The 24210-nt window shown below is 71.5% G+C and carries 18 protein-coding genes; 5 read left to right on the forward strand and 13 right to left on the reverse strand.

The annotated features are described in order from the left end of the window. Positions 1–10: 10 nt before the first annotated feature. Complete coding sequence (locus YWW_RS0117140; RefSeq protein WP_026931060.1) at positions 11–1039, reverse strand: LacI family DNA-binding transcriptional regulator; 1029 nt, start codon at positions 1037–1039, stop codon at positions 11–13. 221 nt (positions 1040–1260) lie between these two features. Here YWW_RS0117140 and YWW_RS0117145 point away from each other — a divergent pair, with 221 nt between their 5' ends. Further along, entirely contained in the window at positions 1261–2235 is a 975-nt protein-coding gene (locus tag YWW_RS0117145; protein WP_026931061.1) for a glycoside hydrolase family protein, read from the forward strand. A 134-nt stretch (positions 2236–2369) separates the two neighbouring features. Here the strand turns inward: YWW_RS0117145 and YWW_RS31190 are convergent, their stop codons facing one another. The 9 genes from YWW_RS31190 to YWW_RS0117190 all read right to left on the reverse strand — a co-directional run bounded on the left by YWW_RS31190 (position 2370) and on the right by YWW_RS0117190 (position 13788). Continuing rightward, positions 2370–3497, reverse strand: a complete 1128-nt coding sequence (locus YWW_RS31190) for a DUF4185 domain-containing protein (RefSeq protein ID WP_051325958.1) — start codon at positions 3495–3497, stop codon at positions 2370–2372. Positions 3498–3534: 37 nt separating this feature from the next. Further along, on the reverse strand, positions 3535–4722 hold the full coding sequence (locus YWW_RS0117155; protein ID WP_051325959.1) for an SGNH/GDSL hydrolase family protein: 1188 nt from the start codon (positions 4720–4722) through the stop codon (positions 3535–3537). Further along, positions 4719–6836, reverse strand: coding sequence for a glucosidase family protein (locus YWW_RS0117160; RefSeq protein ID WP_026931063.1), 2118 nt, complete (start codon positions 6834–6836; stop codon positions 4719–4721). Before YWW_RS0117160 ends, YWW_RS0117155 begins: the two co-directional genes overlap by 4 nt. Positions 6837–6844: 8 nt before the next feature. Beyond that, the gene (locus YWW_RS0117165; RefSeq protein ID WP_026931064.1) at positions 6845–7672 is read right to left on the reverse strand and encodes a carbohydrate ABC transporter permease; all 828 of its coding nucleotides are present in this window, start codon (positions 7670–7672) and stop codon (positions 6845–6847) included. Between the two features lies 1 nt (position 7673). After that, positions 7674–8579 carry a carbohydrate ABC transporter permease gene (locus YWW_RS0117170; RefSeq protein ID WP_026931065.1) on the reverse strand — a complete coding sequence of 302 codons (906 nt, stop codon included), beginning with the start codon at positions 8577–8579 and terminating at the stop codon, positions 7674–7676. Positions 8580–8585: 6 nt separating this feature from the next. Continuing rightward, complete coding sequence (locus YWW_RS0117175; RefSeq protein ID WP_026931066.1) at positions 8586–9848, reverse strand: ABC transporter substrate-binding protein; 1263 nt, start codon at positions 9846–9848, stop codon at positions 8586–8588. Positions 9849–9903: 55 nt separating this feature from the next. Next, complete coding sequence (locus tag YWW_RS0117180) at positions 9904–11754, reverse strand: class I mannose-6-phosphate isomerase (protein WP_026931067.1); 1851 nt, start codon at positions 11752–11754, stop codon at positions 9904–9906. After that, a complete protein-coding gene (locus tag YWW_RS31195) occupies positions 11741–12646 on the reverse strand; it encodes an ROK family protein (protein ID WP_051325960.1) in 906 nt (301 codons plus the stop codon). The genes YWW_RS0117180 and YWW_RS31195 overlap by 14 nt, the downstream gene beginning before the upstream one ends. Before the next feature lie 122 nt (positions 12647–12768). Further along, complete coding sequence (locus YWW_RS0117190) at positions 12769–13788, reverse strand: LacI family DNA-binding transcriptional regulator (protein ID WP_026931068.1); 1020 nt, start codon at positions 13786–13788, stop codon at positions 12769–12771. A gap of 288 nt (positions 13789–14076) precedes the next feature. Here YWW_RS0117190 and YWW_RS0117195 point away from each other — a divergent pair, with 288 nt between their 5' ends. Continuing rightward, positions 14077–15060 (forward strand): LacI family DNA-binding transcriptional regulator, encoded by a 984-nt coding sequence (locus tag YWW_RS0117195; protein WP_211228607.1) that lies wholly within the window; start codon positions 14077–14079, stop codon positions 15058–15060. 42 nt (positions 15061–15102) lie between these two features. Here the strand turns inward: YWW_RS0117195 and YWW_RS0117200 are convergent, their stop codons facing one another. After that, positions 15103–16605 carry an MDR family MFS transporter gene (locus YWW_RS0117200; protein ID WP_026931070.1) on the reverse strand — a complete coding sequence of 501 codons (1503 nt, stop codon included), beginning with the start codon at positions 16603–16605 and terminating at the stop codon, positions 15103–15105. 158 nt (positions 16606–16763) lie between these two features. On the opposite strand from YWW_RS0117200, the gene YWW_RS31200 reads away from it, so the two are divergent. The 3 genes from YWW_RS31200 to YWW_RS0117215 all read left to right on the forward strand — a co-directional run bounded on the left by YWW_RS31200 (position 16764) and on the right by YWW_RS0117215 (position 21425). Then, entirely contained in the window at positions 16764–17396 is a 633-nt protein-coding gene (locus YWW_RS31200; RefSeq protein ID WP_162145967.1) for a TetR family transcriptional regulator, read from the forward strand. A 79-nt stretch (positions 17397–17475) separates the two neighbouring features. Further along, positions 17476–17892, forward strand: coding sequence for a PRC-barrel domain-containing protein (locus YWW_RS0117210; RefSeq protein ID WP_026931071.1), 417 nt, complete (start codon positions 17476–17478; stop codon positions 17890–17892). A 287-nt stretch (positions 17893–18179) separates the two neighbouring features. After that, positions 18180–21425, forward strand: coding sequence for a hypothetical protein (locus tag YWW_RS0117215; RefSeq protein ID WP_026931072.1), 3246 nt, complete (start codon positions 18180–18182; stop codon positions 21423–21425). 64 nt (positions 21426–21489) lie between these two features. Here the strand turns inward: YWW_RS0117215 and YWW_RS0117220 are convergent, their stop codons facing one another. Beyond that, complete coding sequence (locus YWW_RS0117220; protein WP_035702264.1) at positions 21490–22941, reverse strand: glycosyl hydrolase family 18 protein; 1452 nt, start codon at positions 22939–22941, stop codon at positions 21490–21492. A 287-nt stretch (positions 22942–23228) separates the two neighbouring features. Continuing rightward, positions 23229–24188, reverse strand: a complete 960-nt coding sequence (locus tag YWW_RS31205) for a magnesium and cobalt transport protein CorA (RefSeq protein ID WP_051325962.1) — start codon at positions 24186–24188, stop codon at positions 23229–23231. Positions 24189–24210: the final 22 nt, after the last annotated feature.

Below are 24210 nucleotides of genomic sequence, written 5' to 3' on the forward strand. Positions count from 1 at the left end.
GGCACGGCCTTCAACTGGGGTTCCTTCCTGTGGCGGGGGGTGCGAGGGTGGTGCCGTCGTGCAGTTCGCACGGCAGCAGCCGCTGCGCCTGGGTCTCGGCTCCTTCGAGGAGGGCGTCGAGGACTTCGACGGCCTGGAGTCCCATGTCGCGGCGGGGGATGGTGAAGCCGGTGGCGTCGAGGTCGATCGAGACCGGCCGGGTCGGGTCGCCGAGGGCGACGACGGAGAGGTCGGCGGGGATCCGCAGGCCGCGCTCGGCCGCCCAGGCCGAGACGGCCGGGACGTCGGCGGGCTCTTCGAGGAACACGGCGGTGACGCCTTCGGCGGTGAGCCGGTCGAGCGAGGCGGCGTCGAGGGCGGGCAGCCGCCGGGCCGTGCCGGGGGCCGCGGACGTGAAGCCGCGCAGGCGGTCGGCGTAGGACTCCGGTCCCTCGCCGCGTCCGATGTAGGCCAGTTCGCGGTGTCCGGCGTCGAGGGCGCGGCCGACCATGGCCGCCGAGGCGGCGGCGTAGTCGGCGCCGACGTAGGGGACCGGTCCTCCGGCGTCGTCGCGCCGCCCGACCGAGACGAACGGGATGTCCTCCTCGATCAGGCGCGCCAGGTCGTCGCGGTCGATGTCGCGACCCAGGAGCACGCAGCCGTCGGCCAGGCGGATGCGGCTGCCCTCGGCGAAGATGCGGCGGCGCCCGTCCTGGACCGGCGCGCTGGTCAGCAGCAGCAGGTCGCAGGAGCGGCGCTCGGCGTTCTCCTCGATGCCGACCAGGAAGGGGTGGTAGAAGTCGCGGGTGCCGGAGGGGAACACCGGCTCGTAGGTGAACACGCCGATGATGCGGTTGTTGCGGTCGGCGAGGCGGCGGGCGAGGGGGTCGGCGACGTAGCCGGTCTCGCGGATGGCGCGCAGGACCCGCTCGCGGGTCTCGGGGGCGATGCGCACGCCGGCGTCGAGGCGGTTGTTCAGCACCAGGGACACGGTGGCCTGGCTGACGCCGCTGAGGCGCGCGATGTCGCGCTGCGTGACGCGTCGGCGGGTTCCTGACACTGGGGTGCCTTTCTCGGTCAGCTGATAATCCGTATCAGCAAGGCGATCGATAGTCATATTGCGCTCCGATCAAGGGGACGTCAAGATGATAATTCGTATTATCATCTTGACGGGTCATCGCCCCTCACCCGAGACTCGGAAGCCGAAGGCCCGCCGCGGCACTCCTGAGCCGCCGCGCATCAGGGCGCGGAGGCGATCGCGCGGGCCGGAGGAGAGTCACCATGGAATCCGACCGAAAACCGACCCTCGGCCGCCGCGGCCTCCTGCTGGGAGCCGCCGGAGCCGGAGCGGTCGCCGCGCTCGGCACCGCGGCCCCGGCCCGCGCCGCCATCTCGGGCTTCCCGCAGTTCACCCGCCTCGGCGCGGCCCTGGACAAGTCCTCGCTCGACTACAACCCGACCGATGAGCTGATCTTCCCCTCGATCCGGCTCGCCGCCGGGCGGGTCCGGAACCCGCTGGGCAAGTGGTACATGTACTACGCGCCGCACGACGACCCCGGCGGGATCTGCCTGGCGTACGCCGACTCCCTCGAGGGGCCGTGGCACGAGTACCGGGCGAACCCGATCATCTCCCGCGACTGGCGCGGGCACTTCTCGGTCCCGCACGTGTCGAGCCCGCACGCGGTGTGGAACCCCGACGACCGCCGGATGTACCTGTACTTCCACGGGGACAACCGGACCACGCGGGTCGCGACCTCGGTGGACGGGCAGCACTTCACCTACGGCGGAGTCGTGCTGCACACCGACATGGTGGGAGCCGGTCTGCACGAGGCGTCCTACGCGCGGGTCTTCCCGCACCCGGTCAAGGACGGCATGCACATCATGCTGTACATGGGCCGGCAGGGCCAGACCCGCAAGATCTTCATCGGCTGGTCGCACGATCTGGCCTCGGGCTGGAAGTTCAAACCGGAGCCGCTCATCTCCCCCCGCGAGGGCGAGGGCGGCCAGCTCTCGGGCGCGCACTACTGGGGACGGAACGGCGGCGGCCACGTCGTCTACCACTCGGGGGCGGGCACCATGCACGCCGCGTACGTGGGCACGAGCTTCGACCGCGAGGACCACCTCGGCGTCTTCTACACCGAGCCGGTCGCCACCAGGGCCGCGGCCCCGAGCTTCGCCGAGGAGGACGGGCGCCTCTACATGTACTACGAGGCCGGACGGCGCGGGCACACCAACATCGCGATCGCCCGGGCCTGAGGGCCGGAACGAGGCGGCGGTGCCGACTGGAGTCGGCACCGCCCGGACGGCCGACGATTCGCGCGCAGGACAGCAGGAGCGTCAGTCGGTCGGCGGGTCAGACCACCGAGCGGCGCCACGAACCGTTCCCACTGTCAGTCGGCGAGGCCGCGCCCGCGGCCGTCGGGGCAGCGCACGTCGACGTCGACGTAGCGCGGCCGGTAGTTGTCGACCTCGTCGTACAGGTCGTCGCTGTCGAAGCTGTTGACGTTGTAGGTCACCAGCAGGGTGTCGCCGTCGCCCAGATTCGGGTGGGCCTTGGCGTTGTAGGTGAAGATGTTCCCGCCGGTCTCCGGGGTCTCGTACAGCACGGTCTTGCCCGTGTACGGGCCTTCGACGTCCTCGCTGCGGTACATGACGATCTTCGCGCTGAGCGGCTCGGTGGCGTCGCCGGTGACGATCGTGAACCTGCCCTGGAAGCGGGAGACGCTGAACTCGTTCGAGACGCCCTCGAGGATCCGGGAGGACGCGGTCGGGTCGGCCCGCCACTCCCCCGCGTCGTAGTACTCCCAGGCTCCGGTGGTCAGGGAGCCGGAGGGCACGCGCGCGAGGTGGGCGTACTTCTCGCTCTGGAGGTCCTCGACGCCGAAGACGTAGGTGTGGCCGTCCGACGGGTCCTCGTAGATCGCCGAGCCCCAGTTCACTTCGGACTCGGGGAGCTCGGTGACCGACTCCAGGCTCATGTCGCCGGCGTCGAAGGTGGCGACGGCGTTCCCGGTGAACTCGAAGTCGAAGACGCCAGAGCCGGTCTTGACGAATTCCAGGAGCATCACGTGGAGTCGGTCGCCTTCGACGGTCGCGTCGCCGAACCAGTACCAGTTCTGGGTCTCGTCGGCCCCGGCGACCTTCACGAGGGACTCGGGCGCCGCCTCGGTGCCGCCGGTGTGGGTGGTGAGCTCGCCGCCGTCGTCGACGATGATCGAGTTGTGGACGAACGGCGAGTCCAGCGGCCTGCCGTGGTCCTCGTCGACCTCGCCGAGGAAGGTGTCCGAGTAGATCCAGGCGGTCGAGCCGTCGGGCAGGTCGACGCTGTAGGCGGAGTCGGCGCCGGTCCAGCGCCCGGCGGTGTCGCCGTAGGCGCCGAAGCGCTCGGTGAGTGCTTCGTTGACCGACGCCGAGATGCTCGGCTCGCAGGCGGGGGCGGCCTGCGCGGCGGTGGGGACGGTCGCGGCCGCGAGTCCTGTGAGGACGGCGGCGGTGAGGGTGAGCGGTCGGTGTGCCATGGTCTGCTCCTTTGCAGTTTCCGTGTCGGAGGGCCGCCTACGCGGTCTCGCCCGGCGGGGCGGCGAATGCGGTGAGGACGCGGTCGGCGAAGCGTTCGCCGATGAGGCGCTGGACATCGGGTCCGGGGTGCAGGTTGTCCGGCAGGGGCATCGCAGCGGCGTCGCGCTCGCCGTAGAGCGACAGGCCGTCCAGGTGGCGCAGCCGGTGGTCGCCGTCGGCCCGGCGCCTGTCCACGATGGATGACAGTGCGGCGCGGACGGCCCGCAGCGAGAGCTTGCCCGCCGCGACGTCGGCCTCGGTGCCCGAGGCGATCGTCCACTCTTCGCTTCGATCCGGGTCCTGGACGGTCGGTCCGGCCGAGGCTTCGACCGGCTCGCACCAGATCGGCGAGACGAGCACGATCGGCGTGTCCGGGTGGCCGTCGCGGATCGTGTCGAGGAAGCCGTCGACGGCGGGGCGGAACGCGCGCAGGCGCATCACGTCGCCGCAGACGATGTTGACGCCGATCTTCAGGCTGATGACGTCGGCAGGGGTGTCGCGGATCGTCCTGGCGACGAAGGCGTCGAGCATGGCGTTGCCGCTGAAGGCGAGGTTCGTCAGGTGCGTCCCGGTCTTGAGCGCGGCGACGACCGGCCAGGTGCCGGTGGTCGTCTCGGCCCGGTAGCCGTGGCTGATCGAGCTGCCGTGGTGCACCCAGCGGCGCGTCTCGGGCTCGGGAACGGACGCGACCGGGGCGTCGGCCCGCAGTTCCAGCAGCTCCACGTGGTCGTGGTACGGCAGCCACAGTTCCAGCTCCCGTTCGCGGCCCGTGCCGAGCCGCTCGAACCGCACCGTCGCGGCCGGGCCTTCCACGATCTCGCCGCTCGGCCGCTCGAAGGCGAAGACGTAGCGGGAGCCCGCCGCCGCTCCCGCGGTCGCCACGAGCCTTCCGCGCTCGGTGAGCTCGTAGGCGCTCGGCGGGAAGGGCGTCTCGGCGTCGGCGGCGATCCGCCGGGCCCGCACGTCCAGTTCGACGACGTCGGCGGCCGTGCGGAGCGCGAGCCGCACACCGGCGCTCTCGGCGCTCGTCTGCACCATGAAGGGGTCGGGGATCTGCCGCCTGGCCCACTGCGGCAGCCGATGCGGGACGAGGCCGCGCTCGGTCTCCTCGGTCTCGACGGCGCCGCGGATCGAGCGGCGCAGCGTCGACCGCTCGATCCGGAAGGGCCGCACGGCGTTCGTCATGAGGCGTCGACCACGGTGCCGTCGGCGTGCACGTCGACGAGCCGGTCGCCGAGGCGCAGCCCGCGCAGGACCGCGTCGGGGTCGAGCTCGGCGACGCAGCCTTGCGCGGCGTCGAGATCGGAGCCGACCTTCGGGTCGACGCCGAAGAACGACTCGATCACCAGGGCCACATAGGCTCCGGCGGAGGAGCAGGCCCAGTCGATGATGTACGGCAGCTGCGGGGGCGCCTTGCGCGCGCCGCCGCCGACGGTGGGCATGGCCTCCTCGGTGAAGTGCGCCTGCCCGGGCGGGCCCTGGTTGGCGGAGCGGGCGAGGCCGGGGAGCCAGTCGGCGGCGACCGACGGGGCGCCGAGCGCGATGAGGGACCGGGCCGCGTCGGCGGGCCAGGCGGGGTAGGCGCCGTTCCACTGGTGGTCGGGGCGGACGCTGAAGCTCGCGTCGGTGTCCCAAGGGGACAGCGAGCGCACCCAGGTCTCGGTTCGCAGTTCCCGCGTGTAGAAGTCGACCATCTCGCGGCGCACCCGCTCGTCGAGGTCCGCGGCGATCGTGGTGCCCACGATGGAGAAGTCGTAGACGTGGCGCACCGGCACGCGGATGCCGTCCGGCTGCCGGGCCGCGAAGTGGCCGCCGCCGGGTTCGTAGAGCTCGATGACGTCGTCGACGAGTTCGGCGGCCTCGTCGGTGAGCGCCTGGGCGCCCTCGGCGTCGCCGCGGGCGGCCAGGATTCGGGCGACCGTGCGCATGCTCCACACGTTCGCGGCGTTGAGGCTCGCGACCTCGTGCGTGTAGGAGCTGACGCATTCGAGGAGGTTGTCGATCTCGCCGTAGTCGGCGAGCGGGGACTTGCCACGGAGCCCCTGCCAGGCGAGGGCCCATTCGCGCAGGTGCTCGGTGACCGGGCGCCCGCCGGGGGTCTCGTCGAGCAGGCTCGCGTCGCCGGTGAAGCGGAGGTAGTCGTGCACGAGCCGGGTCATCGCGTAGTCGTTGACCGAGTACCAGCGGCCGACGGGTCCGCCGGTGAGCGAGGAGGTCCCGAAGTGCGTGTGGATGTCGGAGGCGATCCAGTGCCGCAGCTGGCGTTTCATCGGTTCGGGGTCGAGGAGGGCGTGCGTGATGGAGCTGAGGCTGTAGTCCCAGATGAAGGTGGTGGTGGCCCAGTAGTTGGGCATGAGGGTGTCGTAGCTGCGGCCGAGCACGTTGCCCGCGAAGTCGCGCCGGAACCAGATCGTGCCGAGCACGCCCCACCAGTAGAGGCGGCGCAGCGGCTCGGAGGTGGTTTCCAGGACGGGCAGGTGGCCGGAGAACTCGCCGTTGCCAGGGGTGAAGGCGGCGGTGAGCTGGTCGTTCCAGAAGGTCTCGGCGGCTTCGACGGTGCCCGGGACGTCGGCGGCGACGCGGTCGAACGCGGCGGTCGCTTCGGCCTCGGTGGCGGCGACGGCGTGGACGTAGCCGAAGCGGGCGGTGGCGCCGGGGGCGATGTCCAGGCGGACGACGACCTCGCCGCCGCGCTCGACGCCGCCGATGCCGACCTCGTGATCCGAAGCGGCGGGCGCGATCCTGGAGAGACGCACCGACGCTCCGGTGTCGACGCCCTGCACGCTCCAGGCCGTGCCGGACCCGTTCGCGAAGACCAGGCGCGAGCGCTCGGCGACGGAGCGGTTGGACTCGCTCGGGGCCACCGCGTCCAGCCAGGCCTCGTCGGACCGGGTCGCCCCGGCGGCGAGGGTGAGCGCTACCGGCACGGTCCGGGGGCGGTCACCGGTGTTGGTGACGCTGACATCGATGGCCACGCCGGTCTCGCCCGGCGCGCAGACCGTGACGGTGGTCAGGTCCAGGCCGGGCAGGGACACGCTGCGGCGCACCCGGTCGGGGCGCCATTCGTGCGTGATCGGCGCGCCGTAGGACTCCACGAGGCGCCCGTCGACGAAGCACGCGGCGGTGCGGGTGAGCCCCTGCGACACCGGCGGGAACGTCACGGCGCTGATCGCGGTGAGGTCGTGGTCGACCCTGGCGGTGCCGAGGAAGTTCGTCAGACCGCTGGGCGCGATCATGTCGTCGTAGTGGTGCGTGACCGGGTCGGCGGCGAGGTCGTCGACCGTGGGTATGAGGCGCATGGGGACTCCTAGTACTGGCCCAGGGCCAGGCCGCGGGCGAAGAACTTCTGCGTGCAGAGGAAGAGCACGACGGTCGGCAGCGAGACGAGCAGGCCGCCGGCGAGCACGGTCGACATCTGCGCGCCGCCGTAGGTGCTCTGCATCCCGGCGAGGCTGGTCACGATCGGCCGTACGGTGTCGGACTGGCTGAGCACCAGGCCGAGCAGGAAGTCGTTCCAGATGAACGTGGCCTGGAGGATGAAGATCGCGACCAGCGCGCTCGAGGCCATCGGCAGGTACACCCGGAAGAAGATGCGCCACGTCGACGCGCCGTCGAGCACCGAGGCCTCGAAGACGCTGTGCGCGATGCCGGTGAAGAAGTTGCGCATCACGAACGCCGAGAACGGGATCGAGATCGCCGTGTAGACCATGACCATGCCGAGCCGGGTGTCGAAGACGCCCATGCGCGAGTAGGCGTCGAACAGCGGCAGCAGGATCATCTGGAGCGGGAAGACGGTGCCGCCGAAGATCGCGACGAACCAGGCGAAGCCGTGCCGCAGCCGGAGCGCGACGATCGCGAAGCCGGTGCCGGCGCCGACGAGGACCGCGATCGCCGGCGAGACGACCGCGTAGAGCAGGGTGCTCGCGACGCCCTCGGCGAGGCCGGACAGCCGCATGGCCTCGGCGATGTTCTGGAACAGCGAGAAGTCGGTGGGCACCCACGACTTCTCGGTGGTGAAGGTCTCCGGCGACTTCGCGGCGTTGATCAGGAGCAGGTAGACCGGAAGCAGCCAGATGAGGCCGAGGACGGCCAGGACGCTGGTGCGGATGACTCGTGCTGTGCTTTTGTACGGCATGTCAGACCCCGTGCTTGCTGGACAGCTGCTGGCGCAGGTAGAGGATCGAGGCCACGAGCGTCACGATCGTGAGGAACACGGCGACCGCCGAGCCCAGGCCGTATTCGCTGTTGACGAAGGTCTCCTTGTACATCGTCAGCGCGAGCGTCTCGGAGTCGCGCCCCGGCCCGCCCTTGGTCATGCCCTGCACGATGTCGAAGGTCTTCAGGCTCGCGACGATCGAGAGGCCGACGACGACCGCGGTGAGCGGGCGCAGCATGGGCCACAGGACGCTGCGGAAGAGGCGGAGGCCGGTGGCGCCGTCCATCCGCGCCGCCTCGAGCGGCTCCTTCGGGATCGACTGGAGGCCGATCGTGAACAGCAGCGCGTTGACGCCGACGCCCTGCCACGCGGTCGCGAGGATCATCACGACCGTGTTGAGCGGGGCGTCGACGAGCCAGCGCGGCGTGTCGGCGATCCCGAAGGCGGCCAGCGCCTGGTCGAGGGCGCCGCCGCCGCCGAGGATGAACGACCAGATGACGCCGACCCCGATGCCCGAGAGCGCGTACGGGATGAGGAACGGCAGCCGCAGCCACGTCCCGCCCGCGAGGTTCCAGGTGAGCAGGGCGACCCCGAGGCCGATGCCCACCGGGACGATGAGGGTGCCGACGACCCACAGCAGCGTGTTGAGCACGGAGCCGAGGAACTCCGGGTCGTCGAACATCTCGACGTAGTTCTCGACGCCGATCCACTCGGGATCGCCCAGCCCGTTGTACTCGGTGAAGCTGATGAAGGTCGTCCACAGCAGCGGCAGGTAGAGCAGCACCGCCACCACGAGCACGCTCGGCGCGATGAAGCCCCTGGCCGACCAGCGGTACGGGTCGCGCTCCTTGGGGAACCGCCTCGTCGGGGTCTTGTCGGACGTCATCTGGCGCTACTCCTGGTCTGCCCAGTAGTCGTCGGCCTCGGCCTGGATGGTCTCCAGGTACGGCATCGGATCGCCCGGGTTGGCGATGAACGCGCCGAACTGCTCGAGCGCGACGGTGAGGATCGGTGTCGGCGTCGCCTCGTAGTAGCGGTCGTAGAGCTGGTAGTCGCCGCCGGTGACGGTGGTGCCGAGCTCCTCGAGCATCGGGTCGGCGACGGTGGCCTGCGGGTTGAACGCGACGTCGCCGCGCGCCTCGCTCCACGCCGTCTGCGCCTCCGGGGACATCCACCACTCGGAGTAGGTCAGGCCGAGCGTCTTCTGCGAGGAGTTCTCGGCCACGCACAGCGGCCCGGACTCGACGGCGACGGGAGTCTGCTCGAGCTCGGGGTTCACCGCGGGGATCACGAACATGTCGTAGTCCTCGCCGGAGACCATGCCGGCGCCGTCGAGGGAGCCGTTGAAGAACGAGCCGAAGTTGATCATCGCGTAGTCGCCCTGCTTGAGGCCGACGGCCGGGTCGACGGTGCTGCCGGCGTCCGAGAACCAGCCGGCCTCGGCCTGGTCGCGCCAGGTCTCCATGATCTCGACGATCCTCGGGTCGGTGTACTTCACCTCACCGGTGGCGAGCCCGTTGTACAGCTCGGGGTCGGTGCCGGCGACCAGCTGCTGGAACCACGGGAAGGTGAACAGCGTGCTGGTCTGGTAGTACGGCGTGATCCCCTCCTCGGTCAGCTGCGCGGCGATCGCGTCGAGCTCGGCCCAGGTGGTGGGCTCCTCGAGCCCCTGCTCCTCGAAGATGTTCTTGTTGTAGTACATGACCCAGTAGGCGATGTTCATCGGGACGCAGTACTGCTTGCCGTCGAAGGTGTAGCTGTCCCGCAGGTCGGGCGAGACCCAGCCGGAGTCGACGGCCTTCGTCCAGATGTCGGTCGTCTCGGCGATGAGGTCCTCTTCGACGAGCTCGGCGAGCGAGGGGCCGGTCTGCCAGGTGAACAGGCCCGGGCTCTTGTCGGTGCGGAAGGACTGCCTGATGAACGCGTCGTACTGGTCGGCGTCGGAGTAGCCGGTCGTGTTCAAGGTGATCTCGGCATCGGACTCGCTCTGGGCGTTGAGCTCGTCGAAGTCCGGCTCCCAGGCGGCCTTGTTCGTGTAGAAGTCGAGCGTGCCCGTGGTGGCGCCGTCGTCCTCGCCTCCGCCGCCGCACGAGGCGAGCAGCAAGGAGACGCCGGCGGCGGCCGCGATGACGAGGGGGATCTTGCGTGATCTCATTTCGAACTCCTTTGTTCTTCCTTCTCAAGGGGGTGGGGCTTGTGCGGGTGCGGTGTCATGCCTCGGACGCGCCGGCGCCGGTGCCGCGGACCGAGGCCTTGACCGTCGCGAAGCGTTCGCTGCGCGAACGCGCCGTGCGCCGGATGACGTACGGGCCGACGGCGGCCGGGACGATGAACGTCTCGGCGTAGTGGATCTCGTAGGGCGCGAACGCGCCGGTGGGGCTGACGATCTCGACCTCGTCGCCTTCGACGAGGTTCAGCACGTTCACGGTCCCTTCGGTGTCGTGCGCGGCCTGCTCGGAGAACCAGTGGCGGCGCACCTCGATGAACTCCAGCTCGTGCAGGCCGGTGCGCTCTTCGACGTTGCCCTCCTCGGCGGCGCCGTCGCCGCCGCGGGACACCACCTCGACGCGGTTGACGAGGTTCGCCTCCGTCCAGGTCCGGTCCCGCTCCCAGGCGAAGTTCGCCTCGCCGTGGTCGAGGTGCACGGGCCGGGGGATCCCGTCGAGTCCGACGCGGCCCCAGTCCCAGAGCTTGAAGGTGAAGATGAAGGGGGTCGCGGAGATCTCCAAGACCATCGAGTTCGCGCCGGAGCTGTGGATCGTGCCCGCCGGGATCAGGAAGTGGTCGTGCTTCTTGGCGGGGAACGCGTTCACGTGGCGCTCGGCCTCGAAGGGGCGCTCGCCGGCGGCGGCGGCGCGCAGGTCCTCGAGCATGGCGTCCTTGTCGACGTCGTCCTTGACTCCGAGGTAGACGACGGCGTCGTCTCCGGCGTCGAGCAGGTAGTACGACTCGTCCTGCGTGTAGTGCATGCCGAAGGTCTGGTGGATGTAGTCGGTGAAGGGATGCACCTGGAGGGAGAGGTTGCCGCCCTCCATGGTGTCGAGGAAGTCGAACCTGATGGGGAACTCGGCGCCGAACCGCGCGTACGTCCGCTCCCCGAGCAGCGCCTTGGGCTGGGTGAGCACCAGGTCCAGCGAGGGGATCTCGACGATCGCGCCGTCGGCGTCCTCCAGCAGCAGCGAGTTCTCCTCGGGGACGCAGTCGAAGCACCAGGCGTAGTTCGGCTTGCTCGGGTCGAGGTCGAGCTTGCGCTTCATCCACTGCCCGCCCCAGACGCCGGGGTCGAAGAACGGCACGACGCGGAGCGGGGCGTGCGCGGCGTTCGCGACGGCGGCCCGGAAGGCGTCGCCGGTGATCATCCCGGCCTCGCGCGGGTGCCCTTCCGCGGCGCCGATCGCGTTGGCGTCCAGCACGAAGTCGACCCGGTCGAACAGGGTCCGCTTGTGGCGGTCGGCCACGCGCCACTCGACGAAGAAGCCGCGCTTGTACTTGCGCAGCTGGTCCTCGTCGGGGTTCTCGGCCCGCCAGTTGGCGGCCCCGGCCCGCTGGCGCAGCTGGATCTCCCAGCGGGCCATGTCGGCGAGGACCAGCGCGTACGGGGCGCCGGTGCGCCGGGCGACGAGGTCGGCGCCCCAGCCGAGGAGGACCACCGGCCGGTCGTCGCCGTCGACCTCGACGGCGAGCTTGTCGAGGCGCTCGGCGTCGTAGAAGGAGTCCACCGCCGCGTGGGAGAGGACGCCGAAGACGCGGTCGTCGGTGAGGTTGTCGGCGATGCGGGCGTCGATCAGTTCGATGGGGAGCGCGGCGGCCTCCTCGACGTCGACGAGGTGCCACTGCGGGAGCGCCTCGGCGACGGCCTCGGCGATGAGCGGGAGGTCCGCGCCGGGGTAGGCGTCGACGACGAGCAGCGGTGCGCGGCCGGCGGCCCGGTCGGCGGCCGTTTCGGCGGCCCGGACCCATGCCTTCGCGCCGGTGAGCACGCGGGCGTCGGCCGGGAGCGGCACGGTCGGCCGCTTCACGTAGCGCCCGGGTTCGGTGGGAGACGGACTAGCGGTCGGCACGGGTGCTCCTTCTGGGATGGTTCTCGGCCGCGAGGACGGACAGTCCGCGCAGCACCGAGAGGTCGGGTCGGTCGGGGATGACGAAGGAGGGGCGGTACGAGCTCGTCCAGAGGTGCTCGGCGACGTAGGCCTCGATCGGGGCGGCGAGGGCGGCGCCGGCGCGCATGATGCCGCCTGAGAGGACGACGACGTCGGGGTCGTAGGCGTGGCACAGCGACACGGCCGTGGCGCCCCAGGCCCGGATCGCGCGGTCGCGCAGGGCGGCGGCGGCGGTGTCGCCGGCTTCGGCGGCGGCGAGCATCGCCTTGACGTCGGTGACCGCGTCCCCGCGGGCGGCGAGCTCGCGCCGGATGGCCCAGGCCCCGGCGATCGACTCGGCGCAGCCGACGTTGCCGCAGTTGCACGGTTCGGCGTCGATGTCGACCGTGAGGTGGCCGCCGAGGATGCCCGCGTGGTCGTGGGCGCCGCGCAGGAGCGTGCCGTCCATGACGGCCGCGGTGCCGATGCCGGTGCCGAGGGTCATGAGCACGGCGTCCCGCGCCCCGGCCGCCGAGCCGGCGGTGATCTCGCCGACGAGCGCCGCTCTGGCGTCGTTCTCGATGACGGCGGGCAGTCCGAACGAGGCCCGCGCCCAGGCGACGAGGTCGAGTCCGCCGAGGCGGGGCTGCTTGTCGTGCGCCTTCACCAGGCGGCCCGCGGCGCGGTCCACGACGCCGGGGACCGCGATGCCCGCCGAGTCCGGCGCGGCGGCCGCGGTCAGCTCGACGGCCGCGGCCACCGTCCGCTCGAGGTCGTCCTCGCCGGTCGGGACGGTGGCGGTGCGGACGGGCGCGCCGCGGTCGAGGACGCCGAGCTTGATCTCGGATCCTCCGAAGTCGATGCAGAGCTCCATCGCGTCCGCCTCCTCCTCCGTGGCTGTGGGCACCGCCGTGGTCCGGCTCGGTGATCGTGCGGTTGGTAACGTTACCAACTTAGCGCGGTCTTCTGCAACCACCCCCGCCTGTCGGCGCGTCGTCAGGGATATTCGATGGTGACGGGCAGTTCGACCGTCCTGGCCGCCTCGGCGGTCTCGCCGTCGAGCCGCGAGAACAGGAGGGTCGCCGCCTCGCGGCCGAGCAGCCGCGCGTCGTGGTCGATGACGGTGACCGGGACCGGCATGAGCTCGGAGAGCTCGAAGTCGTCGAAGCTCACGACGGCCGGGCGGGGCCCGGGCAGGCCGTCGCGCATCCGCCGCCCGATCTCGCGCATCGCGCCGATCGAGTTGCGGTTGTTCGCGCTGAAGATCGCCGTCGGGGGCTCCGCGAGGTCGAGCATGGCCCGCGCGGCCCGGGTCGCCGCGGTCACGTCCTGCTGGTCCCGGGCGACGATCGCCGGGTCGATCGGCGCCCCGTGTTCGAGCATCGCCCGCTCGTAGCCCCGGTACCGGCGCTCCCCGGTGAACACCGAGCTGCGGTTCCCGAGGAAGCCGATGCGGGTGTGCCCGGCGTCGAGCAGGGCGACGGTGCCGCGGTAGGCGCCGCCGACGTCGTCGAGCAGCACCGTGTCGACCTCCAGGCCGGGCACGCGCCGCGAGGCGAGCACGAGCGGGACCTCGCCGAGGCGCTCGGGCCGCAGGTGCTCCGCGTCGCCGCCGCTGGTCGGCACGAGGATGAGCCCGTCGACCTGCCGCCCGATGAAGTCGCTGACGAGCTGGCGCTCGCGCGCGTCGTCCTCGCCGGTGTTGCCGAGGATGATGCGCCGGCCGTGCTCGGCGGCGACCTCCTCGACTCCGAGCGCGAAGTTGCCGTAGTAGGGGTTGGCGAGGTTCGTGATCGCGACGCCGATGAGGCCGCTGGGCTGCCCGGGGCGCAGGCTCCGCGCGTTCTCGTTGCGGTAGTAGCCGAGCTCGCGGACGGCCGCCATCACGCGCTCCTGGACGTCCGGCCGCACGTTCCGGCCGCCGGCGAGCGTGCGGGAGACGGTCATGGGACTCACCCCGGCGCGCGTCGCGACCTCTTTGATCGTCGGCTGGCGCGCCCCTCGGGATATCGACATGCCAGCCCTCCTCCGCCTGGTTCGCCAATCCTATGCGTACGTTAGCGCGCCCGAGTGGGAGCGTACGCGGCATGTGCGACGGCCCGGCACGCCTCCTCCGGCCGCGCCGTGCCCCGAAACGGTTCGGCGCCACCGCGAGCAGGGCGGACCGGCCCTGCTCGCGGCCCCGCTCCGGTCCCCCGCGGCTGTATCCTCGGAACCGAATCGCACGGTCGTCTTGAGGGGAGCCTGTCGATGGCGGGCAGTGAGTCTTCGGGGCGCCGCACACTCCCGAAACCGAAACCGTCGATGGGCGACGTGGCCGCCCTCGCCGGGGTCTCCTCGCAGACGGTCTCGCGGGTGTCGATGGGGGCGACCAACGTGCGGCCGGCCACCCGCGACCGCGTGCTCGCCGCGATGTCCGAACTCGGCTACTCGCCGAACTCCGCGGCGCGGGCGCTGCGCTACGGCGCCTTCCGCACGATCGGGATCATCGCCCACCAGCTCAGCCGCACCGGCGAGTCGCGGACGGTCGAGGCCGTCGTCGAGGCGGCCCAGCGTGAGGGCCACACGGTCACGGTGGTCGATGTGGAGAGTCCGGTGTCGACGGAGGTCTCGGAGGCCGCCGCCCGGCTCTCCCAGCAGTCGATCGACGGCCTGGTCATCATCCGCGCCGAGACGGTGACACCGGACATGCTCACCGTGCCGCGGGGCCTGCCGGTCGTCGTCTCCGACTCGCGCTTCGTGGGCCGCCATCCCGCGGTCGGCGCCGACCAGATCGACGGATCGAGGCGGGCCACCGAGCACCTGCTCGCCCTCGGGCACCGGACGGTGCACCATGTCGCCGGGCCCGCGGACTCGGGCCCCACGCGGCTGCGCATCGAGGGCTGGCGCGGGGCGCTCGAGGACGCGGGCCGCGAAGCGCCGGAGATCGTCCGCGGCGAGTGGACGGCCGCCTCGGGATACGAGGCGGGGCGGCGCATCGCGCGCGAGCCCGGCGCGACGGCCGTGTTCTGCGCCAACGACGAGATGGCCGCCGGTGTGCTGCACGCGCTCCACGAGGCGGGCCGCCGCGTCCCCGGCGAGGTCTCGGTCGTGGGCTTCGACGGCATCGCCCTCGGGGCGCACCTGTGGCCGCCCCTGACGACGGTGCGCCAGGACTTCGCGGAGATCGGGACGCGCCTGGTCGACCTGCTGATGCGCCAGGTGCGCGGCGGCGAACCGCTCGAGGACGTGCACGAGCTCGTCCCGGTCGAGCTCATCGTGCGCCAGAGCACCGCGCCGCCGCCGTAGCGGCCCTCGGCTTCGCGGACTCCCGCGAAGCCGAGGGGTCCGTCAGTGGGCCGGCGCGGCCTCGACAGCGGCCTCGACTGTGGGCTCGGGCGGGCGCCTGACGAGGAAGGACGCCGCGACGGCGACCAGGGCCAGCATCCCGCCCACCAGGAACGCGCCGTGGATGCCGCCGGACTGGGCGGCGGCCGGCGCCATGCCCGCCTCGAGGTTGGCGGTGGTCCCGGTGGTCATGAGCGTGATGAACAGCGCGGTGCCCGCGGCGCCCGCCAGCTGCTGGAGCGTGTTGACGATCGCGCTGCCGTGCGGGTACAGCTCGGGCTTCAGTGAGCCGAGCGCGGAGGTCATCAGCGGGGTCATCATGAAGCCGAGCCCGATGCTGAGCATCAGGTTGACGCCGAGCACGAAGCCCGCGGAGCTGGACTCGTCGAGCAGGTTCAGCAGCCCGAGCGCGCTCGCCACGACGATCGAGCCGGGGATGACCAGCGGCCGGGGGCCGAAGCGGTCGAACAGCCGCCCGATGACCGGCGCGATCAGGCCCATGGCCAGGCCGCCGGGCAGCAGCACCAGGCCGGTCTCCAGCGTGGTCAGGCCGAGGACGTTCTGGAGGTAGATCGGCAGGAGGATGAGCGTGCCGAACAGGGCGCCCATGGAGATGAGCATCATGACGACGCCGACGACGAAGGCGCGGTTGCGGAAGGGCCGCAGGTCCATCAGGGCCGCGTCGGAGCGCTGGAGCGTCAGCTGGCGGCGCACGAACAGGACCAGCGCGGCGGCCCCGATCACGATCGGCACCGCCGGGGGCAGCGGCGTCCCGCCGGGCTCGGCGGCGGCCTCGCCGATGCTGCTGAGCCCGTAGATCAGGCCGCCGAACGTCAGCGCCGAGAGCCCGACCGAGCGCACGTCGAACTTGACCGACTTGGGCTCGGTGATGTTCTTGACCAGCGCGGCGCCGAACGCCAGGGCCAGGAGGGCGATCGGCAGGACGGACAGGAACATCCACCGCCACTCCAGGACCGACAGGATGAAGCCGGAGAACGTCGGCCCCACGGCCGGTGCGACGGAGATGACGATGGTGATCAGCCCCATCGTGCGCCCGCGCCGGTCGGCCGGGACGAAGGTCAGCACGGTGGTGATCAGCAGCGGGAGCATCACGGCGGTGCCGCTGGCCTGGATCACGCGCGCGGTCACGAGGACGCCGAAGGCCGGCGCGACCGCGGCGAGGAGGGTGCCGGCGGTGAACAGCGACATCGCGGTGATGAAGACCGCCCTGGTCGTGAAGCGCTGGAGGATCAGCCCGGTCGTCGGGATGACCACGGCCATGGTGAGCATGAAGGCGGTGGTGAGCCACTGCGCCGTGGCGGCGCTGATCGTGAGCTCCTCCATGAGCCTGGGAATCGCCACGCCCATGACGGTCTCGTTCAGGATCATGACGAACGAGGCGGCGAGCAGCAGTCCGATGACGAGTTTGATCTGGCGTGGAATCCCCGACCCCGACTCCTCGGCGGACGGCGTCGCGGCGTCGTCCTCGCGTTGGTCAACGCTCATGGAGAACCTTTCCTTACGTTCGGAGGGCAGGCCGAGGCCGGATTCACCGCCGCACGGGCCTTGGGGAGGAAGCGGATACGCGACACCGCGCACCGCGATGCAGTCTACGTCCGGTCCGTCAGCGACTGCCAGTCTTTTGACTCGGTACAATTCCGATGATGACTACCGGTGGGGGCCTGCGCGAGGCGTCGCGCCGAGCCGTGCGCTCCTGCATCGCCGAGACCGCGGAAGCGCTGTTCATCGCCCGGGGATTCGAGGAGACCACGGTCGACGAGATCGCCGCCGCGGTGGGCATGTCCCAGCGTAGTTTCTTCCGCTATTTCGCCTCAAAAGACGATGTGATTCTCGACAACCTCAGCCGTTTCGGCGCGGACCTCGCCGCCGCCGTCGGCGCGCGCCCGGCCGAGGAGCCGGAGTGGGACTCGCTCCACCGGGCCTTCGGCCTCGTCGTCGAGCGGTTCGCCGACCGCGAGCGCCGCGAGCACGAAGCGGCGGTGCAGCGGATCATCGAGGGCAGCCCGCGGCTGCTGGCCGCCTACCTGCAACGGCTCGACCGCATCCAGCAGCACCTCACCGAGGAGCTCATGGGGCGCGCCGCCGCGGGCCCGGGCCCGGCGCCCGACCGGATGGTCATGCGCGCCATGGTCGGCTCGGCCTTCGCGTGCCTCCACGCGGCCGTCTCGCACATCGCCGCCGACGGCGACCCCGAGCGGTTCGAGCAGCACCTGGAGCGGGCCATGGCCGCCCTGCGCCCGGCCGGGATCGGGCTCGCCTCCTCGGAGCCTTCGTGACCCCGCGCCGCCGCGGCGGCGTTTTGCGTACGGCGCCACCGGGTATCCCCTCGACGTCAAACATGACGAAGGGAACATCATGGCTGATGAGACAGCGACGCTCGTGCGGCTCGGCGACACCGACCTGACGCTCGCGAACGAGGTCGACGACGTCCGCGGCCACACCGTGGTCGATCGGAACGGCGAGGAGACCGGCAAGGTCGACGGCCTGGTCATCGATCAGCGGGAGCGCAAGGTCCGCTTCCTGGAAGTGGGCTCCGGCGGCTTCCTGGGCATCGGGAAGCAGCAGGTGCTCGTCCCGGTCGACGCCGTCACCGGTATCGACGAGGACCGCGTGTACATCAACAGGGACCGCGAGCATGTGGCCTCCGGTCCCGTCTACAACCCCGAACTGGCACCCGAACCCGAGCGTCCGTACGAGGACGTCTACGGGTACTACGGGTTCACGCCCTACTGGGGCTCGGGCTACATCTACCCGGGCTACCCGTTCAGGTGACGGGCGGCAGAGCACTCGGGCGCGCACGGTTCCGTGCGCGCCCGAGTGCCGCCCGGGCCGCGGACCCCGCCGTGGGCCGCCGGGCCCTATACTGAGCGCCGTGACATTCGACGAGACGAGCCCCTGTCGCCGATGAATCCGGCCCACGTGCGCAGTGCGCACGCTCCGGACGCCATATCCCTCCGTCGTCTCCCCCGGCCTCTGCCTACGGCATTCCAAGACGCGGGGGTCCGCCATTGACTGCACGAGAATCGGGAGCGCCGTTGAGCTCTCAAAAACTGTCCACCATGGACCTACTGGCTCGCGTCGAGACCATGCCGGTCGGCGCGCGCACGCGATTCCTCTCCGCATACGCGCGCGAGCACGCCTCCGAAGAGGGCTTCGCCGCACTGCTCGCCGATCTGGCCGGGCACAGCGCCTTCGCCGCCGAGCTGTCCCTGTTCGCGGCGCGCGTGTCGCAGCACCGCGGCCACGTCGCCTCGCTGCTCGGGCACGAGGATCCCGACGTCGCCTCCGCCGCGGTCAAGACCGCCGCCGCGCTCGGCGGGCTCGACGACGCGATCGAGGCGGCCGTCCTGGACGGCGCCCGGCACGTCCGGCGCGCCGCCTACAAGGCGCTGCGCGTCCGGGGGCGCGAGTCCCTCGCCGACCGGCTGCTCCCCCAGGTTCGGGAGCGGTTCGGCGACCGCGAGGCCGCGCGGCTGCTGACCGCCTGCGGTGATGCGACCGTCGCCGAGGCGCTGCCGGAGCTGGCCTACGCCGTCACGGCCTGGGCGACGCTCGCGCGCCGCCACCCGCGCGTCTTCGCCGAGTACGCCGAGCACGGCCTCGACGAACTGCCGCCCTCCCATCGGGCGCAGTGGTGGGCCCACCACCACCGGGGGATCGCCTCGGCCGTCGAGTCCGAGCCCGCGGCCTGGCTGTCGCTGTTCGAGCGCTTCTGGTGCGCGACGCTGACCCCCGTGGTCTCCCCTCTGCTGCCGCGCCTGATCAGCGCCGACCCCGACGCCGCGTGGCGGTTCGCCCTCGCACCGGAGCGCGAGTCCCTGACCAGAACCGTCGGTCACCACCGGGGCGTGCTGCGGCGCCTGGCCGACCGCGACACCGCGACCATCGCGGCCTTCCTCCGCGCCTCCCCCGCCGTCATGCTGGCCCAGAACCTGCTGATGCCGAGGCTGGCGCCGTCGCGCCGCAAGGCGGTGCTGGACGCCTGCGCGGAGAACCGGCGGGGAAGGGCCGCGCGCGGGCAGGTCTGGCACCTGCCGAAACCCCTGCGGCACAAGACGGTCCGCAAGCGTCTCTCGTGGCGCGCGATCGCCGACGACCGGGCGCTCCGGGAGGACCTGCGCTCGTATCTGCCGTTCGCCGAGGTCCGCGACGAGCTGGTCGCGGCCGCTGAGCGGTCGTCGGCAAGCGAACGGGCCACCGCGTACGAGCACCTGATCCGCTGCGCCGGCCTGGACGGTCCCGAAGCGGTCGCATCGATGCTCAGAGCGCTGGACCGGCTGGCCCGCGACCAGGACCCCGTCCATGTCGCCGCTCTCGCCGCCCTGGCGAAGGTGCCCGCCCACCACTGGCGGGAGGCGCACCTGGCGGCGCTGGGCGACCTGACCGGCGCCGTGCTCGGCTCGCCTTGGCGCTCACGGACGACGAACCAAGCGATGCTCCGCCTCGCCTCCCGCCTGCTCCTGGTCGGCATGGACCACGGGCGTCCGGCCTTCGCCGGGTTCGGATACGAGTGGCTCGAGCGCGTCGCCGCCGAGAGCGGCAGTCGAGATGTGGCCGACGCGCTCCGCGCGCTGCCGCGCCCGACCGCGATGGAGCTGTGCCGGCGCCTGGCGCCGATCATGTCGGGCCAGGCCGAGGTCGGGCGCTTCAAACTGGCGCTGGTGTTCGCCGAAGCACTGGGGCGCCGCGCGGGCGGACTGCCGGAGCTGTGCGCGCTGCTGCGCGAGGCCGCCGGATCGGCCGACACCGACACGGCCAAGCGGGCCGCGTCCGCCCTGGCCGCCGCCGATCGGGAGGCCGCCGCCGAGCTGATCGAGGCCGATCCGGCGATGGCGGCCGTCCCGGCCGTCTTCGGCCGCCTGGTCCGCGATCGGGTGGACGTGCTCGCCGCCTGGCTCGCCGCGCCGGGCGACGGCGTCTCGGCGCTGCTGCGGCCCATCGGCCGATCGTTCACCCGGCGCTGGCCTCCGGCCGTGCGCGAGGCGTATGTGGACTCGCTCGCGTCGCTGGCGCGGGACGGGCGCCGCAGCTCCCGCGAGCGGGCCATGGCGGTCCGGGCCATGTCCCGTGTCGCCGGGCTCGAGGTCGGCGAGCTGGAGGGCTTCCTCGGCGGTGGCGACCCGGCGTCGTCCACATCGGCGCTCGCCGCCCTCGACGCGGCCCGGCCGTTCGAGCGGGCCTGGGAGCTGCTGGCGGAACACGCGGCGGGCCCGGACGCCTTCGTCGCCGGGGTCGGCCTGGCGCGGCTCTCTCGGCGCATGCGGCCCGAGTTCCTGGCCGAGCGGCTCGCCCCGATGCTCGAGTCCGAGCAGCTCGCCGCCCGCAAGCAGGGCGTGCGGCTCATGCTGGAGCACCGCGTGCCGGGCGCCGACGAGACCGTCCGGCGCATGTGGGACGACGAGACGCTGCCCGACGGCGTCCGCGAGGCGATCACGGCAGGGCTCGTGCACCGCTTCGACCGGCCGTGGGCCGGGCGGATCGTGAAGGGCTCGCTCGAGTTCGGCGCCGACGTCGCCACTCCGGCGCTGGCGCCGGCGCCGTTCGCGGTCGCGCCGCGCCACCGCGAGGAGTACGCGGACCTGATCGCCGACGCCGTCGAGTCCGGCGACGAGCGGCTGCTGGAGGCGACCATGAACGGCGTCGGCCGCTGGGCGCCCTACTCCGCGCGCGTCAAGGAGGCGCTCATCGCTCTGGCGTCGAACCTGGACGCCACCGCCAACTGGGGCGGGGGGATGTTCGCGCTGCGCAATCTGGCCGTCGACTCCGGCGACTGGGAGCCGCTGATGGAGGCGGTCAGGCGGCTCCGATCCGATGAGCGGGTGGAGCCCAATGCCACGGCCGAGCGCGACCTGCCGGTGCGGCAGCGGCTGGAGCGGCTGATCGGGCTCTTGATCCCCCGCTACCGCCATACCGCCCTGGACTTCGTGCCCGACGCCCTGATCGATCTCCTGCCGGTGGATCTGGGGACGCGGCTGCTGTTCGTCACGGTCCCTTGGGACGCCGACGGCGTCAGGCTGCGGGAGCTCACCGCGCGGATCGCCGACCCGCTGGAGGCCTACGAGCTGGGCCGGCAGCTCCAGCCTCGGCTGCACGCGGCCCGGGGCGTCGACCTGCTGCCGTTCTTCGAGCGGCTCGCCTCCTCGGGCGTCCCGAACGCCTGCGTGCTGGCGGCGGCCGCGATCCGCGGGCCGGGCTCCATGGCCGGTTGGACGCCCGAGTGGCGCGAGCTCCTGCGGCGGCTGCGGGAGTACCCCGCTTCGGAGGTCTCGCGCCTGGCGCGCGGGGTGTACACCTCGAGTGAATAGAGGTGCGGCGGGCGGCCCCGAGGCTGGGCCGCCCGCCGCGTTGAGAGCAGCGCTTCAGGTCGTGCTAACTCAGTCCGTTGTGGATGGCGCTCATGAGGTCGCCGTCGGCGGTGTCGCCCGACAGCTCCCAGGAGAACGCGCCGCGCAGGCCTTGGTCGTTGAGCCAGTCGACCTTCCCCGCGATCGTCTCGGGAGTGTCGTAGCTCCACCACTCGTTGCCGCAGTGGGCGTAAGCGGTGCCCGCGACGGTGCCGGTGGCGGGGCATTGGCCGACGAGGACTTCGTAGTCGTCGATGCCCGCCTCGTAGGTGCCCGGTGCCGCGCCGGTGGCCGACCCGCCCGGTTCCGATTGGGTCACGCCGGTCCAGCCTCTGCCGTAGAAGCCGAGTCCGAGCAGCATCTTGTCGGCCGGGACGCCGAGCGATTTCAGCTTCCCGATCGCCGTCTCGGCATTGAAGCCGCTGATCGGGATGCCGTCGTATTCGGTCAGCGGAGAGTGCGGGGCGGTCGGCCCGTCCGCGTCCCAGGCGCCGAAGAAGTCGTACGTCATGACCATGTAGAAGTCGACGTACTGCGCCGCGTCGCCGTAGCCGCCGAGGTCCATCTTGCCGCCGTCGGTGCCGTCGGCGGTGATGGCCGAGGTCACCAGCTCATCGCCGAACTCCGATCGCAATGCGGACATGAGCGCCGGGTAGGCGTCGGGGCCGCTGGAGTCGCAGGTCAGGCCGCAGGCGTTGGGGTACTCCCAGTCGATGTCGATGCCGTCGAACAGGCCGTCCCAGCGCGGGTCGTGGACGAGGTCGTAACAGGACTGGGCGAACGCGGCCGGGTTCTGCGCGGCCTGGCCGAAGCCGCCGGAGTAGGTCCAGCCGCCGAAGGACCAGACGACCTTGATGTGCGGGTACATCTCCTTGAGCTTCATGAGCTGGTTGAAGTTGCCGCGCAGCGGGTCGTCCCAGGCGTCGGCGACGCCGTCGACGGACTCCGCGGCGGTGTAGGTCTTCTCGATCGCCGCGAAGGAGTCGTCGAGTTGGCACTGCCCGTTCTTGACGTTGCCGAAGGCGTACATGATGTGGGTCAGCTTCTCGGCCGAGCCGGAGGTGACGATGTCCTTGACGTGGTAGTCGCGGCCGTAGACGCCCCACTCGGTGAAGTAGGCGACGTTGTACTGATCGGTGGGCGGGTCGACCGGCGGATCGGTCGGGTCGTCGGTGGTCGGGTCGTCGGTCGGATCGCCGCCGTCGCCGTCGCCGCACTCGCCGAGGGATTCCCAGACGCCCCACTCACCGGTGGTGCCGGGCTCCTCATTGGTGGTCCACCACTTGGCGCGGTACTCGACGCCCTCGTGGCTGACCTGGTCGCCGCCGACGTAGACCGCCCCGGACTGCCACGCCTCGGAGCAGACCGTCTGGGCTCCGGCGGTGAAGGGATTGGCGACGGCGATGATCGCTGCCGACGCCGCCACGGCCACGGCCGCGGTCAACGCGGCGATCAGCCGTCTGCTCTTGAGTCTCAATTCGTCCTCCCAAAAGTAAAGAGAGTTAATTGATAAGTATCTTTATCTTTATGGCTGCGGCCTGGGAAGTCAAGCCTCCGGGGAGAAAAAGTTCAGAGGCCGCCAATGTCGCGATTCGGCAAACGCGTTCGCGCCCGGCGGGGGCGGTCGGCCTCGGAGGGCTTGCACGGCATGGCTATCGTGTAGGCGAAGGCAGGCAGGGCCAGAGGGGCGGACCGGGGAACCGGTCCGCCCCTCATCTTCTCGCCTTGGGGCGCAACGGCTTCACTGCCCGCTCGCAGATGGGGTCAGAGCCAGCCGTTGCGTTTGAAGCCGCGGTACAGCGACAGGCACACCGTCGCCATGACCGCCAGCACCAGCGGGTAGCCGAACACCCAGTGCAGCTCGGGCATGTGGTCGAAGTTCATGCCGTAGATCCCCGCGATCGCCGTGGGCACCACCGCGATCGCTCCCCAGGCCGAGATCTTGCGCATGTCCTCGTTCTGCCACGTCCCGATCTGTCCCTGGTGGGCGGTCAGCACGGTCGTCAAGAGGTTCATGCACGAGTCGACTTCGCCGTCGACGCGCAGCAACCGCCCGGCGACGTCCCTCATGTACGACGGCGAGAACACCGGCGAGGCGGCGCGGCGCCGCCTGAGCCGCTGCGCGAACGGGATCAAGGGCCTGACCGCGTTCTGGAACTCGAGCGTCTCGCGGATGAGCGAGTAGATCCGCTCGATGAGGTCGCGCCTGCCTCCGGAGAAGACCGCCCGCTCGAGGCTCTCGATCTCGTCCGACAGCGACTCCAGCGCGGAGGCGTAGTCCTCGACGACGCGGTCGAGCAGCGCGTACACGATCGCCGGGACGCCGTCGGAGCGCAGGCGGTCCTCGGCGGCGATGCGCCCGCGCACGGCCGGCACCGGGTCCGCCTCGCCGCGGCTCACCGTCACCAGCGAGCGGCCGTCGGTGTAGAGCACGAGGACACCGGTCTCCACCTGCCGTGTGTCCTGTATGTACCAGAGCGTCTTGACCACGAGCATGACCGTGTCGCCGACCCGCTCCACCTTGGGGTGCCCGCGGCTCTCGGAGCCGAAGCGCTTCAGGCCGAGCGCGTCGAGGACGCCCGCGAGCTCGACCGCGTCCCGTCCGTCGAGTTCCGCCCACAGATGCCGGTCGCGGCCGAGCTCCGCGGCGGCGCGGCCGATCGCGGCCGGATCGCCGTCGTGCCGCTCCAGGCCGCCGGGGGCGGTCACCGAGTAGCCGACCATGCTCACCTCCCGCGCTCCCGAG

Origin of the sequence: Glycomyces tenuis DSM 44171, assembly GCF_000427885.1 — a bacterium.
In the GTDB taxonomy this organism is placed as follows: Bacteria; Actinomycetota; Actinomycetes; order Mycobacteriales; family Micromonosporaceae; genus Glycomyces; species Glycomyces tenuis.

Coding starts and splice junctions, on each gene's coding strand:
- YWW_RS0117145 (WP_026931061.1), top strand. CDS start 1,261: ATGGAATCCGACCGAAAACCGACCCTCGGCCGCCGCGGCCTCCTGCTG.
- YWW_RS31190 (WP_051325958.1), bottom strand. CDS start 3,497: ATGGCACACCGACCGCTCACCCTCACCGCCGCCGTCCTCACAGGACTC.
- YWW_RS0117155 (WP_051325959.1), bottom strand. CDS start 4,722: ATGACGAACGCCGTGCGGCCCTTCCGGATCGAGCGGTCGACGCTGCGC.
- YWW_RS0117160 (WP_026931063.1), bottom strand. CDS start 6,836: ATGCGCCTCATACCCACGGTCGACGACCTCGCCGCCGACCCGGTCACG.
- YWW_RS0117165 (WP_026931064.1), bottom strand. CDS start 7,672: ATGCCGTACAAAAGCACAGCACGAGTCATCCGCACCAGCGTCCTGGCC.
- YWW_RS0117170 (WP_026931065.1), bottom strand. CDS start 8,579: ATGACGTCCGACAAGACCCCGACGAGGCGGTTCCCCAAGGAGCGCGAC.
- YWW_RS0117175 (WP_026931066.1), bottom strand. CDS start 9,848: ATGAGATCACGCAAGATCCCCCTCGTCATCGCGGCCGCCGCCGGCGTC.
- YWW_RS31195 (WP_051325960.1), bottom strand. CDS start 12,646: ATGGAGCTCTGCATCGACTTCGGAGGATCCGAGATCAAGCTCGGCGTC.
- YWW_RS0117190 (WP_026931068.1), bottom strand. CDS start 13,788: ATGTCGATATCCCGAGGGGCGCGCCAGCCGACGATCAAAGAGGTCGCG.
- YWW_RS0117195 (WP_211228607.1), top strand. CDS start 14,077: ATGGGCGACGTGGCCGCCCTCGCCGGGGTCTCCTCGCAGACGGTCTCG.
- YWW_RS0117200 (WP_026931070.1), bottom strand. CDS start 16,605: ATGAGCGTTGACCAACGCGAGGACGACGCCGCGACGCCGTCCGCCGAG.
- YWW_RS31200 (WP_162145967.1), top strand. CDS start 16,764: ATGACTACCGGTGGGGGCCTGCGCGAGGCGTCGCGCCGAGCCGTGCGC.
- YWW_RS0117210 (WP_026931071.1), top strand. CDS start 17,476: ATGGCTGATGAGACAGCGACGCTCGTGCGGCTCGGCGACACCGACCTG.
- YWW_RS0117215 (WP_026931072.1), top strand. CDS start 18,180: ATGGACCTACTGGCTCGCGTCGAGACCATGCCGGTCGGCGCGCGCACG.
- YWW_RS31205 (WP_051325962.1), bottom strand. CDS start 24,188: ATGGTCGGCTACTCGGTGACCGCCCCCGGCGGCCTGGAGCGGCACGAC.